The sequence below is a fragment of the Geobacillus kaustophilus genome (assembly GCF_000948285.1).
GTDB classification, from domain to species: Bacteria; Bacillota; Bacilli; order Bacillales; family Anoxybacillaceae; genus Geobacillus; species Geobacillus thermoleovorans_A.
Genome location: NZ_JYBP01000003.1, coordinates 2,904,411 through 2,917,300, shown reverse-complemented (window position 1 = coordinate 2,917,300; position 12,890 = coordinate 2,904,411). Strand labels below are relative to the sequence as shown.

The 12,890-nt window shown below is 53.2% G+C and carries 16 protein-coding genes, 1 pseudogene and 1 riboswitch; of the genes and pseudogenes, 15 read left to right on the top strand and 2 right to left on the bottom strand.

Annotated elements, in window-relative coordinates; genetic code table 11:
• Positions 1–4 precede the first annotated feature (4 nt).
• The 9 genes from LG52_RS15115 (at position 5) to LG52_RS15075 (ending at position 5,483) form a co-directional block, all read left to right on the top strand.
• Positions 5–370 carry an arsenate reductase family protein gene (locus tag LG52_RS15115; RefSeq protein WP_044732544.1) on the top strand — a complete coding sequence of 122 codons (366 nt, stop codon included), beginning with the start codon at positions 5–7 and terminating at the stop codon, positions 368–370.
• Positions 371–462: 92 nt separating this feature from the next.
• The gene (gene gcvH, locus LG52_RS15110; protein ID WP_044732543.1) at positions 463–846 is read left to right on the top strand and encodes a glycine cleavage system protein GcvH; all 384 of its coding nucleotides are present in this window, start codon (positions 463–465) and stop codon (positions 844–846) included.
• A 73-nt stretch (positions 847–919) separates the two neighbouring features.
• Positions 920–1,156 carry a YusG family protein gene (locus LG52_RS15105; RefSeq protein ID WP_044732542.1) on the top strand — a complete coding sequence of 79 codons (237 nt, stop codon included), beginning with the start codon at positions 920–922 and terminating at the stop codon, positions 1,154–1,156.
• Between the two features lie 98 nt (positions 1,157–1,254).
• On the top strand, positions 1,255–1,614 hold the full coding sequence (locus LG52_RS15100; RefSeq protein ID WP_044733310.1) for a toprim domain-containing protein: 360 nt from the start codon (positions 1,255–1,257) through the stop codon (positions 1,612–1,614).
• The gene (locus tag LG52_RS15095) at positions 1,611–1,925 is read left to right on the top strand and encodes a thioredoxin family protein (RefSeq protein ID WP_044732541.1); all 315 of its coding nucleotides are present in this window, start codon (positions 1,611–1,613) and stop codon (positions 1,923–1,925) included. Before LG52_RS15100 ends, LG52_RS15095 begins: the two co-directional genes overlap by 4 nt.
• 152 nt (positions 1,926–2,077) lie before the next feature.
• Complete coding sequence (locus LG52_RS15090) at positions 2,078–2,425, top strand: SCP2 sterol-binding domain-containing protein (protein ID WP_044732540.1); 348 nt, start codon at positions 2,078–2,080, stop codon at positions 2,423–2,425.
• Between the two features lie 308 nt (positions 2,426–2,733).
• Positions 2,734–2,843: riboswitch (SAM riboswitch) on the top strand.
• 87 nt (positions 2,844–2,930) lie between these two features.
• Positions 2,931–3,959, top strand: a complete 1,029-nt coding sequence (locus tag LG52_RS15085; RefSeq protein WP_044732539.1) for a methionine ABC transporter ATP-binding protein — start codon at positions 2,931–2,933, stop codon at positions 3,957–3,959.
• A complete protein-coding gene (locus LG52_RS15080) occupies positions 3,949–4,617 on the top strand; it encodes a methionine ABC transporter permease (protein WP_044732538.1) in 669 nt (222 codons plus the stop codon). The genes LG52_RS15085 and LG52_RS15080 overlap by 11 nt, the downstream gene beginning before the upstream one ends.
• 14 nt (positions 4,618–4,631) lie before the next feature.
• The gene (locus LG52_RS15075) at positions 4,632–5,483 is read left to right on the top strand and encodes a MetQ/NlpA family ABC transporter substrate-binding protein (RefSeq protein WP_044732537.1); all 852 of its coding nucleotides are present in this window, start codon (positions 4,632–4,634) and stop codon (positions 5,481–5,483) included.
• 19 nt (positions 5,484–5,502) lie between these two features.
• Here LG52_RS15075 and LG52_RS15070 read toward each other — a convergent pair whose 3' ends face one another.
• Complete coding sequence (locus LG52_RS15070) at positions 5,503–5,688, bottom strand: hypothetical protein (protein WP_044732536.1); 186 nt, start codon at positions 5,686–5,688, stop codon at positions 5,503–5,505.
• Positions 5,689–5,782: 94 nt separating this feature from the next.
• On the opposite strand from LG52_RS15070, the gene LG52_RS15065 reads away from it, so the two are divergent.
• From LG52_RS15065 to sufB, 6 genes are all read left to right on the top strand, one after another.
• A complete protein-coding gene (locus LG52_RS15065; protein ID WP_044732535.1) occupies positions 5,783–6,145 on the top strand; it encodes a carboxymuconolactone decarboxylase family protein in 363 nt (120 codons plus the stop codon).
• Between the two features lie 233 nt (positions 6,146–6,378).
• Entirely contained in the window at positions 6,379–7,158 is a 780-nt protein-coding gene (sufC, locus tag LG52_RS15060) for a Fe-S cluster assembly ATPase SufC (protein ID WP_044732534.1), read from the top strand.
• A gap of 17 nt (positions 7,159–7,175) precedes the next feature.
• A complete protein-coding gene (gene sufD, locus LG52_RS15055) occupies positions 7,176–8,486 on the top strand; it encodes a Fe-S cluster assembly protein SufD (RefSeq protein ID WP_044732533.1) in 1,311 nt (436 codons plus the stop codon).
• Positions 8,483–9,703, top strand: a complete 1,221-nt coding sequence (locus LG52_RS15050; protein ID WP_044732532.1) for a cysteine desulfurase — start codon at positions 8,483–8,485, stop codon at positions 9,701–9,703. The genes sufD and LG52_RS15050 overlap by 4 nt, the downstream gene beginning before the upstream one ends.
• Complete coding sequence (sufU, locus tag LG52_RS15045) at positions 9,693–10,127, top strand: Fe-S cluster assembly sulfur transfer protein SufU (protein ID WP_044732531.1); 435 nt, start codon at positions 9,693–9,695, stop codon at positions 10,125–10,127. The genes LG52_RS15050 and sufU overlap by 11 nt, the downstream gene beginning before the upstream one ends.
• A gap of 22 nt (positions 10,128–10,149) precedes the next feature.
• A complete protein-coding gene (gene sufB / locus LG52_RS15040; RefSeq protein WP_011232461.1) occupies positions 10,150–11,547 on the top strand; it encodes a Fe-S cluster assembly protein SufB in 1,398 nt (465 codons plus the stop codon).
• A 448-nt stretch (positions 11,548–11,995) separates the two neighbouring features.
• Here sufB and LG52_RS15035 read toward each other — a convergent pair.
• Positions 11,996–12,872, bottom strand: a pseudogene (locus LG52_RS15035) (IS701 family transposase).
• Positions 12,873–12,890 lie beyond the last annotated feature (18 nt).

Below are 12,890 nucleotides of genomic sequence, written 5' to 3'. Positions count from 1 at the left end.
GGCTATGGCGTTGACGCTCTATTGGTATCCAAAATGCGGCACGTGCCGGAAGGCGAAAAAATGGTTGGATGAACACGGCGTTGAGGTGCAAACGGTGCATTTGGTTGACGAACCGCTGACGAAAGAAGAGCTCGCTGAACTGCACCGGAAAAGCGGGCTGCCGCTCAAAAAATTTTTCAATACGAGCGGCATGAAATACCGCGAACTTGGCTTGAAGGACAAGCTCGATCGCGCATCGGAAGACGAGATGCTCGATTGGCTCGCCTCGGACGGGATGCTCGTCAAACGGCCGATTTTGACGGACGGCGAGCGGGTTGTCGTGGGCTTTCGCGAACAAGAATACGAGGCGTTTTTCGCCAAGAAGGCATAAAAATTTTTGCAAAATCGGGTGAATTCAGTGAGTTTTTGCGGAAAATCGGTTATGATGAAAAAGGATACATTTTGTCGCGATGGAGGGATTCGATGAACACGCCGAAAGAACTTCGTTACACAAAGGAGCATGAATGGGTGCGCGTGGAAGGAGAGAACGTGCGCATCGGCATTACGGATTACGCCCAATCGGAGCTTGGCGACATCGTCTTTGTCGAGCTGCCGGAAGTGGGCGCAGAGGTTGCGGCCAACGAGCCGTTCGGCAGCGTTGAATCGGTGAAAACGGTCTCGGAATTGTATGCGCCGATCAGCGGCACGGTCGTTGAAGTGAATGAGGCGTTGAACGACCATCCGGAGTACGTGAACGAATCGCCCTATGACAAAGCGTGGATGATCGTCGTCAAACCGAACGATTTGAGCGAAATGGACCACTTGTTGACGGCTGAGCAGTACGAAGCGATGATCAACGAAGGATAAACGTTCCTGCAATCTTCGCTTCGATTCGGGCACTCTATACATACCGGAATTTGATGAAAAAGGGGTGCTCGCTGTGGTGTTGCAAACGAAGCACATGGATGTCACGGACCGGATCATCGGCAAACTGAACGGCCGCTCGCTGGACTTGTACGAGGAAGGAGAGCTCATCGGGCGCCTTCCGCTTCCGGCGGCCGTCCCGTTGAAACATGGATATATCGAACAAAACGGGCGAATTTTCAAACAGGTGACCGCTACCGTTGAACCGGACCAAAAATATGTCGACTGCGACGGGGAAGCGGGCTGGTGTTGAAAGGCAACGGTGCGATGCCGTTGCTTTTCTTTTTTCCACCTTTCGCCGGCGCGGGGCATACAATATCGTATCTCCTTTCGAAGTTAGGTGGGTCGGACATGCGACGCGTGGAAAAAGTGATTATTGTGGAAGGGCGATCGGACAAGCAAAAAGTGGCGGCCGTCCTGAATGAGCCTGTCGTCATCCTTTGCACGAACGGCACGATCAGCGACGCGCGCTTGGAAGAATGGGCTGATGAGCTGGAAGGATATGATGTGTACTTGTTGGCGGATGCCGATGAGGCGGGAGAAAAATTGCGCCGGCAGTTTCGCCGCATGCTTCCAGAGGCGGAGCATCTTTACATTGATCGGGCGTACCGTGAAGTCGCGGCCGCTCCGATTTGGCATTTGGCGCAAGTGCTGCTGCGCGCCGATTTCGACGTCCGCATCGAATCGCTCATGAGAGGAAGAGGCGAGTGAAAACGATTGACCGAAACGATGTTAAACGAGTGGTAGGGGACGAGCCGCTCCTAGCCCTTTACTTGTATACACCGCTGTGCGGCACATGCCAGCTGGCAAAACGGATGCTTGTGGTGGTGGAACAGTTGTTTCCGGCGCTGCCGTTTTACGAAACAGACATTAACTATATCCCCGAGCAGGCGGCCGAGTGGAAAATTGAAAGCGTCCCTTGCCTGCTTCTTTTTATGGGTGGAACGATCGCAGGCAAGTGGTATGCCTTTCATTCCGTTCCGTATTTGTACGAAGTGATTCAAGCCCGTTTGCCGCACTGACGATTTGCTTTTTTTTGACGCCGTTTGACATATTTCTTGGGAAATGACAAAAACGGCGCTGTTTCGCCAAGGGGCTGTCGAGATTTTTGTAAAGGATTCTCCCCCTTTGAATGGAAATAAAGGAAACAAAGGAAAATGGGGGAGGATGCGCAATGGAAATGCGTGAATTGATCGGGCAATTCGTGGAACGGATGCAAGGGTTGCGCCATTTGATGCCGATTTTGCCGGATGAACAGCTGTGCGTTCGCTTTGAAAGCGGGGATGAAACCATGCTGTTGATGGTTGGCAAGGAGTCGGCTGCTGTCGAGGCGGAAAACGATGAACGGAAAACATTGACGGTGCGCGGCTCCAAAGAGGCGCTCGCGTCCTTGCTAAACGGCGAACTGAAGCTGCAGCAGCTCGTCCGGCTGCAAGAAGTGCACGTGTCAGGAAGCTTCCGCCATCTGTTGCTGCTTGAGTCGCTCCTCCATTTGGCCAAGCCGTATCGGCACGTCGGATAGAGCTATTTTCGATGACGTGAAATCGTTGGTACACAAGGGATGGGAGAGAGGGGAAAAACTTTTTACCCCAGCAAGACTTGATAAAATCAAGGGGGAGTCGGCGAATTTTTGTGTCGAAACAAACATTCACCCCAAACCTTCAATCCCTTGTCACACTAAGGATTCTACGGATTAACATGCTTTTTTAGTGGGAGAAAAAGCCGCATAAAATCAACATCGCAAAAAGCTCGGATAAAAAATATGTTGACACGATTCGACAGGCAATGATACAATCACACTCGTAATCAATTGAATAGGCGATTGTTGCGCTCTTATCAAGAGAGGTGGAGGGATGTGCCCAATGAAGCCCGGCAACCGTCAGCGCATGCGCTGAAATGGTGCCAATTCACACAAAGCGGCCTGCTTTGAGAGATAAGAGACGGAATGGTGCACGATACCTTTCTGTTCTCTGCGGGCAGAAAGGTTTTCTTTTTGTGCTCTGCCGCTTGGGAAGGAAGGTGAAACGATGATTACACTCGAACAAGTGACGAAAATCTATCAAGCGGCCAACGGCTCGGTCACGGCCGTCGACAACGTGTCGCTTGAGATTCGCGAAGGGGAAATTTTCGGCATCATCGGCTACAGCGGCGCGGGGAAAAGCACGCTCATCCGATTGCTCAATGGGCTCGAGAAGCCGACGAGCGGCCAAGTGATCGTCGCCGGGCGCGATATGGCGCGCGTGAAAGGGCGAGAGCTGCGCAAGGCGCGCCAAGAAATCGGGATGATTTTTCAGCACTTCAACTTGCTTTGGTCGCGCACGGTCAGGGAAAACATTGCGTTTCCGCTCGAGATCGCGGGCGTTCCGAAGGGGGAGCGGCAAAAGCGGGTTGACGAACTCATCGAGCTCGTCGGGCTCGCGGGACGGGAAGATGCGTATCCGTCGCAGCTGAGCGGGGGACAAAAGCAGCGCGTCGGCATCGCCCGGGCGCTCGCCAACAGCCCGAAAGTGCTGCTGTGCGACGAGGCGACATCAGCGCTTGACCCGCAGACGACTGATGCGATTTTGGACTTGCTCGTTGACATCAACAAGCGGCTCGGGCTGACGATTGTGCTCATCACCCATGAAATGCACGTCATCCGCAAAATTTGCGACCGCGTTGCGGTGATGGAAAGCGGCCGAATCGTCGAGCAAGGCGACGTGCTGCATGTGTTCCGCCACCCGCAGCAGCCGATTACGAAACGGTTCGTCCAACAATTGATCGAGCCCGAGGAGACGGAAGAGGCGATTTCCCATTTGTTTGGCCAATACCCGAGCGGGCTGATCGCCCAGCTGACGTTCGTCGGCGCGGCCGCCGGAAAGCCGCTCATCACCGAAGTGGTGCGTCAGTTTGCCGTGGATGTCAACATTTTGCAAGGGAAAATTTCGCAAACCCATCAAGGCGCTTATGGGGTGCTGTTTGTGCACCTCGATGGAGCGGCCGATGAAATCGCCCGGGCGCTTGACTATATTCAACGCCGGCAAGTGGCGGTGGAGGTGATTCACGATGCTCGCTGACCTTCTGCCGAACGTGCAATGGGGGAAGATGTGGGCGGCGACGGTTGAGACGCTGTACATGACCGGGATGGCGGTCGCGGCCACATTCGTCCTCGGGATCGTTCTTGGTCTGCTCTTATTTTTGACGTCGAAGGGCAACCTGTGGGAAAACCGGTGGATCAATGCGGTCATCGCTGCGTTCGTCAATATTTTTCGCTCCATTCCGTTTATTATTTTAATTATTTTGCTCATTCCGTTTACAACATGGCTCGTCGGGACGATGCTCGGGGCCAATGCGGCGCTTCCGGCGCTCATTATCGGGGCGGCTCCGTTTTACGCCCGCATGGTGGAGATCGCCCTCCGCGAAATTGACAAAGGCGTCATCGAAGCAGCCCAAGCGATGGGCGCCTCAACGTGGACGATTATTTGGAAAGTGCTCTTGCCCGAATCGCTTCCGGCGCTTGTCTCCGGCATTACGGTGACGGCGGTGTCGCTTGTCGGCTATACGGCGATGGCTGGAGCCATCGGCGCCGGCGGACTTGGGAACTTGGCGTATTTGGAAGGGTTCCAGCGCAACCATAACGATGTGACGTTTGTCGCTACCGTATTGGTGCTTATCATTGTCTTTGTCATTCAGTTTATCGGTGACTTTGTCACTTCGAAAATTGATAAACGATAAAGGAGGAACGGCCGATGAAAAAATGGTTGGGTGTTTTGCTCGCTGCCATCCTTGTGTTGGCCTTGGCGGCATGCGGCGGCAACAAGAACGACAACGCGGAAGGCGGCAAAGACGGCAAATTGGTGAAGCTGAAAGTCGGCGCTTCGAACGTGCCGCATGCGGAAATTTTGGAAAAAGCGAAACCGATTTTGAAGAAAAAAGGCATCGACTTGGAGATCATCACATTCCAAGATTACATCTTGCCGAACAAAGCGTTGGCGGAGAAGCAAATCGATGCCAACTACTTCCAACACATCCCGTATTTAGAATCGCAAAAGAAAGAATACGGTTATGATTTCGTCAACGCCGGCGGCATTCATATCGAGCCGATCGGCTTATACTCGAAAAAATACAAAAGCATTGAAGAACTGCCGGACGGTGCGACGATCATCATGAGCAACTCGGTCGCCGACCATGGCCGCATTTTGTCGATGCTGCAAGAAAAAGGGCTCATTAAATTGAAACCGGGCGTCGATAAAACGAAAGCGACGGTCAACGACATAGTGGAAAACCCGAAACATTTGAAATTTAAGGCCGACGTCGACGCTGGGCTGCTTCCGCAAATTTACAAAAACGGCGAAGGCGATGCCGTGCTGATCAACGCCAACTATGCGCTTGATGCCGGTTTGGATCCGGCGAAAGACCCGATCGCCGTTGAATCGCCGAAAAACAATCCGTATGTGAACATTATTGCGGTGCGCAAAGGCGATGAAAACCGGAAAGAAATCAAAACGCTTGTCGAAGTGCTGCAATCGAAAGAAATTCAAGATTTTATCAAAGAAAAATACCACGGCGCCGTCATTCCAGCGGCGGAAAACAATCAATAACGGGAGCGGTCCGCTTCCGTTATTTTTTTGTCAACCGTTCCAAAACAGCAACGAGCAGCAAAATGATGAGGCAGTTTTGCAGCGCGACAACGGCCGTTAATCCGAGCGAACCGTCCCCGCTTTCGCCAAGGGCGGTGACGATCGCCATCCAGGTGATGAACGAACCGGCGGCGGCTGTCAAGAAAAACACTGTCCAACGCGCCATGTGCTCCCCTCCTTTTTCCAATCTTATTCGTCGTTTAATTTGATTTTCCTGCACGCATACTAACAGCGGACGAATCAAAAGGAGGGCATAGTCAATGAACAACCGAACACACGCATCTGTCGAAACAGCGCTTCGCCACTACAAGGAAGGGCTTGGGGCGTTCACCCAAAAACTTCCGAACGTGGCCGAGCGGTTTAACGCCTTTACGGAAGCATGCTTTGCTGAAGGGGCGCTGTCGAAAAAAGAAAAACAATTGATCGCCCTTGGCATCAGCGTGGCGGCGCAAGATGAGTATTGCACGATTTACCATGCGAAAGGCTGCCTTGATGAAGGGGCGTCGGAGCAAGAAATTTTGGAAGCATGCGCGGTGGCGGCCGCGTTTGGCGGCGGGGCGGCGATGAGCCAGGCGGTGACGCTTGTGCAGGAATGCCTCGGCGAGCTGCGGGAGGCTCACTAGACTCCGGAAAAACGGGGTCTTTTTTTTTGCAAAAACTCGTACAAGCTTGAGGTTTTCGTGTAAAATAGTAAAAGGCGCTGTTTTTTCACACGGTTATAGTGAAAACAGAGCGAGAAAGTTGCAGGCAGTTTTCATTTGTTATAAAATTATAATGAGAATAAATTGAGAATGAGCGATCGCTAGAAGACGAGCGAGCTACGATTACTTTCAAGCGGGAATTGGAGGTATGCTGCATGGCAGTATTGACGATTCGAAATCTTCACGTCTCCGTGGAGGGAAAAGAAATTTTAAAAGGAGTGGACTTGGAAGTAAAAGGCGGGGAAATCCACGCCATCATGGGTCCGAACGGGACGGGGAAATCGACGCTGGCATCGGCCGTTATGGGCCATCCGAAATATGAGGTGACCGAGGGCGAGATTACGCTTGACGGCCAAAACGTCTTGGAGATGGAAGTCGATGAGCGGGCGCGCGCCGGCCTGTTTTTGGCGATGCAATACCCAAGCGAAATCAGCGGAGTGACGAACGCCGACTTTTTGCGCGCTGCGATCAATGCCCGGCTTGGGGAGGGCAACGAAATTTCGCTCATGAAATTCATCCGCAAGCTCGATGAAAAAATGGCGTTTCTCGAAATGAACCCGGATATGGCGCACCGTTACTTGAACGAAGGATTCTCGGGCGGGGAGAAAAAGCGGAACGAAATTTTGCAATTGATGATGCTCGAGCCGAAAATCGCCATTTTGGACGAGATCGACTCCGGATTGGACATTGACGCGCTGAAAATTGTGGCCAAAGGCGTCAACGAAATGCGCAGCAGCGAATTCGGCTGTTTGATCATCACTCACTACCAACGGTTATTGAACTACATCACGCCGGATTACGTGCACGTCATGATGCAAGGGCGCATCGTCAAATCGGGCGGTCCGGAACTGGCGCAGCGGCTTGAGGCCGAAGGGTACGACTGGATCAAAAAAGAGCTTGGCATCGAAGACGAAACGGTCGGACAAGAAGCGTAAGCGTTAGGAGGAGGATTATGGCGACAGAAACGAAAATCCCATTTGAGCAGTCATACATCCGCACGTTCTCAAGCGGTCGCGGCGAGCCGGACTGGCTGACGGTACGGCGCCTTGAGGCGCTTGAGCTGGCGGAGCGGCTGCCGCTTCCGAAACCGGAGAAAACGAAAATCGACAAATGGAATTTCACCGAGTTCGCCCGCCACACGGTCGACAGCGCGCCGTATGATGGTCTTGACGATTTGCCGGAAGCGGTCAAGGCGCTCATTGAAGCAGGCGAAGGAACGAAAAACTTGTACGTGCAGCGCAACCATACGCCGGCGTACGTGTCGCTGTCCGATGAGTTGAAAGAAAAAGGCGTCATTTTCACCGACATCTTCACAGCAGCGAGCGAGCATGGCGACTTGCTGAAAAACTATTTTATGAGGGCTGTCAAGCCGGATGAGCACCGCCTCGCCGCGCTCCATGCGGCGCTGTTTAACGGCGGCGTGTTCGTTTACGTTCCGAAAAACGTGGAGATCGAAACGCCGCTTCAAGCCGTCTACATTCAAGATGAGGATGACATCGCCTTGTTCAACCACGTCATCGTTGTCGCGGAAGACAACAGCCGCGTCGTGTTTGTCGAAAACTATATATCGGCAAGCAGGGAAGGAAAAGCGGTCGCCAATGTGGTCGCCGAGGTGTTTGCCCAAGCGAACGCAAGCGTCTTTTTCGCCGCCGTCGACCATTTGGCAAAAGGCACAACGACGTATGTCAATCGGCGCGGCATTGCTGGGCGCGACGGACGGATCGAATGGGCGCTCGGGCTGATGAATGACGGCAACACGGTCTCCGAGAACATCACCCGCCTTGTCGGCGACGGCTCGTTCGGCGATGCGAAAACGGTCGCGGTCAGCCGCGGCGAGCAAGTGCAAAACTTTACGACCAGCATTATTCATTACGGCAAGCATACAGAAGGAAGCATTTTAAAACACGGCGTCGTCCGCGACAGCGCGACCTCAATTTTCAACGGCATCGGCAAAATTGAGCACGGCGCGTCGAAGTCAAACGCCGAGCAAGAGTCGCGCGTCTTGATGCTGAGCGAAAAAGCGCGCGGCGATGCGAACCCGATTTTGCTCATTGATGAAGACGACGTCATGGCTGGCCACGCGGCATCGGTGGGACGCGTCGATCCGATTCAATTGTATTACTTAATGAGCCGCGGCATTCCGAGACGCGACGCGGAACGACTCATCATCCACGGCTTTTTGGCGCCGGTTGTCGAAGCGATTCCGATTGAAGGCGTGAAAAACCAATTAATCGAAGTGATTGAAAGGAAAGTTCAATCATGAATGTCAACGAAATTCGCGCGTTGTTTCCGATTTTGCACCAACAAGTCAACGGCCATCCGCTCATTTATTTTGACAGCGCGGCAACGTCGCAAAAGCCGCTGCCGGTGATCGAGGCGCTTGACCGCTATTACCGCGAATACAACTCGAACGTCCATCGCGGCGTCCATACGCTTGGGACGAAAGCGACCGACGCATATGAAGGAGCGCGCGAAAAAGTGCGGCGGTTTTTAAACGCCCAATCGGCGCAGGAAATCATTTTTACGCGCGGCACGACGGCGTCGCTCAACTTGGTCGCTGCAAGCTACGGGCGCGCCAATGTCAAAGAAGGCGACGAGATCGTCATCACGTACATGGAGCATCACAGCAACTTGATCCCATGGCAGCAGCTGGCGAAGCAAACGGGCGCGACGCTGAAATATATTCCGCTGCAGGAAGACGGCACGATCGATTGGGGCGATGTCGAAGCGACCATCACCAAAGCGGCGAAGATTGTCGCCATCGCTCATGTGTCGAACGTGCTCGGGACGATCAATCCGGTGCGGGAGATCGCCCGCCTCGCCCATGAGCGCGGGGCGGTCGTCGTCGTCGATGCGGCGCAAAGCGCTCCGCATATGAAAATCGACGTCCAAGAGCTCGATTGCGACTTTTTGGCGTTTTCCGGCCATAAAATGTGCGGGCCGACGGGAATCGGCGTATTATATGGCAAAAAGAAATGGCTTGAGCAGATGGAGCCGGTCGAGTTCGGCGGGGAAATGATCGATTTCGTCGATCTGTACGATTCGACGTGGAAAGAGCTGCCGTGGAAGTTTGAAGGCGGCACGCCGATCATCGCTGGGGCGATCGGCCTTGGCGCGGCGATCGATTTCCTCGAGCAAGTCGGCTTGGACGCCATCGCCGCCCACGAGCACGAGCTGGCGCAATATGCGCTTGAACGAATGGCGGACATCGAAGGCGTCACCGTCTACGGTCCGAAAGAGCGGGCGGGGCTTGTCACGTTCAACATCGACGGGGTGCATCCGCACGATGTGGCGACCGTCCTTGACGCCGAAGGGATCGCCATCCGCGCCGGCCACCATTGCGCCCAGCCGCTCATGAAATGGCTTCATGTGACGGCGACCGCCCGGGCAAGCTTCTATCTGTACAACACGAAAGAGGAAATCGACCGGTTTGTGGCCGCATTACAGAAAGCGAAGGAGTACTTCAGCCATGTCTTCTAACCATCCGCTGGATCAGCTTTACCGCCAAGTCATTATGGACCATTATAAAAACCCGCGCAACCGCGGGGTGCTTGAAGGAACGAACGTCGACGTCAACATGAACAACCCGACGTGCGGCGACCGCATCCACTTGACGATGAAAGTCGAGGACGGAAAAGTCGCCGACGTCAAATTTGAAGGGGAAGGCTGTTCGATTTCGATGTCGTCGGCGTCGATGATGACGCAGGCGATCAAAGGAAAAACGGTGGAGGAAGCGCTTCGGCTCGCCCACATTTTTTCCGACATGATCCAAGGGAAAGAGTACGACGATTCCGTCGACCTTGGCGACATCGAGGCGCTTCAAGGCGTTTCCAAATTTCCCGCCCGCATCAAATGCGCGACATTGGCGTGGAAAGCGCTCGAAAAAGGCCTCAACAATCAATGAACATGAAGGAGGGTGAACCGAGATGGCGAAAAAAGCCCCGGAAATCGGTGAATACAAGTACGGCTTCGTCGACAAGGACGTCTCCGTCTTCCGCGCCCAGCGCGGCTTGACGCGCGAAGTCGTCGAAGAAATTTCGCGGATGAAAAACGAGCCGCAATGGATGCTCGAGTTCCGCTTAAAAGCGCTCGACATCTTCTACAGCAAACCGATGCCGCAATGGGGCGGCGACTTGTCAAGCCTCGATTTTGATGAAATTACGTACTACGTCAAGCCGACGGAAAAATCGGGCCGCTCGTGGGATGAAGTGCCGGCGGAGATCAAAGCGACGTTCGATAAATTAGGGATTCCAGAGGCGGAACAAAAATATTTGGCCGGCGTCTCGGCGCAATACGAATCCGAAGTCGTCTACCACAACATGAAAGAAGACCTCGAAAAGCTTGGCGTCATCTTTAAAGACACCGACTCGGCGCTCAAGGAAAACGAAGATTTGTTCCGCGAGTATTTCGCCAAAGTCGTGCCGCCGACGGACAACAAATTTGCCGCGCTCAACTCGGCCGTCTGGTCGGGCGGTTCGTTCATCTACGTCCCGAAAGGCGTCAAAGTCGATACGCCGCTTCAGGCGTACTTCCGCATCAACTCGGAAAACATGGGGCAGTTTGAACGGACGCTCATCATCGTCGACGAAGGGGCGCACGTCCATTACGTCGAAGGCTGTACAGCGCCGATTTATACGACGAACTCGCTCCATAGCGCAGTCGTGGAAATCATCGTCAAAAAAGGCGCCTACTGCCGCTACACGACGATCCAAAACTGGGCGAACAACGTCTTCAACTTGGTGACGAAGCGCGCCGTCTGCGAAGAAAACGCGACAATGGAATGGATTGACGGCAACATCGGCTCGAAGCTGACGATGAAATACCCGGCCGTCATCTTAAAAGGCGAAGGGGCGCGCGGCTTGACGCTGTCGATCGCCATCGCCGGCAAAGGCCAGCACCAAGACGCCGGGGCGAAAATGATCCATCTGGCGCCGAATACATCGTCGACGATCGTCTCGAAGTCGATCTCGAAACAAGGCGGAAAGGTGACGTATCGCGGGATGGTCCATTTCGGCCGCAAAGCGTCCGGCTCGCGCTCCAACATCGAATGCGATACGCTCATTCTCGACAACCAGTCGACGTCGGACACGATTCCGTACAACGAGATTCTCAACGACAACGTGTCGCTCGAACACGAAGCGAAAGTGTCGAAAGTCTCCGAAGAGCAGCTGTTCTACTTGATGAGCCGCGGCATTTCCGAGCAGGAAGCGACGGAAATGATCGTCATGGGCTTCATCGAGCCGTTCACAAGAGAGCTGCCGATGGAATACGCAGTCGAGATGAACCGGTTGATCAAGTTCGAGATGGAAGGAAGCATCGGATAAGCTTGATGAAGCAGGGTTGGAGCGCTCGTTTGCGGGCGCTTCCCCCACAAAACGCCCGCATGATCGACGCAGGACAAAGCAAGGGAGCGGCCGGCGCTTGATCTCCGGAAGCGCCAAGGCCGCCCCGCAGGCCATTCCTCCTTCATGGGAGCATGTTTTTAGGGGAGCGCTCTTTTTGGGCGCTCCCCTGTCGTTCCTTTTCCATGCCTGGCGGCTCTGTTCAGCCGTGTACGATCTCTCGGCTTAGTAGCCTTTTTAGGCGTGAAGTTAACAGCCATGTATTAAAAACATGATTTTATTCATTTTTCCCGATAGGGACTACGAAAGAGATGTTTAAGTTAAGTGCAACTTTTTATTGACAAATAATTTTTTTTCTACAATTAAACTGTGGATGAGCATTTTTCACTACAATAATTTCTATGGTTAAAAGAGACAAACAGAGACCCTCTTACACGATGCGGAACTGTTTTTTGACTACATCAATGGTCATATCCTCCTTCTCGATATCATAAATGAACTCGATGACGCTGTGGCCTTTCCTCGATCAAAGAAGATCTAGTCCAGCGAAAACGGTGTGTTGAGATTCAGCGATGCTGTACACGCAGGAGAGCATCACCACCCAATACCGTTTCACCGTCCGAATACGGCGAATCCGATATCCATCGGGCTTCAGCTGCTCTTTCGCCTGCCGGAAAAGGCATTCGATCGTCCAGCGCTGGGCGCAGTAACGTAAGATCTCTTCATCGCCTAGCTCTCGGTCCGGTGCTCAAGACGCAATGGAGATGCTCCGGTGTCATCGGCTGGTTCCGCTTCATCTTGATCGAGGAAAGCATCTCGATCGCTAGGTCAATTTTGCTTCTTCTCGCCTTCTTGTCATACAAGTGGAACTCGAACGGAAACGCTTGCGTGATGGTGTGTACTATCAGCCAAACGAGCGAATGCCCCCAGACCGATTGATGATCTTTGTGAAACAAATGTCAACCGCACCTTTGAATGGCGTGTGCAGCCCGTGACGAAGGCTTCGTTTTTTTTTGGCAAATCGTATCATCGATTGAAAGGTAAAAGGGTCTGATTCTTCCGTTTGGTCAGGCGTTCGATCCGGCAAAGGCTCCACTCTTGGAGTTTCTCAAGCCGCTTTTCCTCGTCCCAATGGCTTTTCGTGAAAAAGTGGCTCAACGTGGTTCAATGATTTGGGCGAAAACTCCATTAATGGTTCCCGAACATCTCTTGGTGGTCAAGGCAGCGATAAGGTGAACGAGATGCTTCAAGACTGGTTTGGAAAGTTGCAGCGTTAACCCCAAAATAATGAAGAAAAGCTTGTAGATTCCTTGGTGATGTGCTCA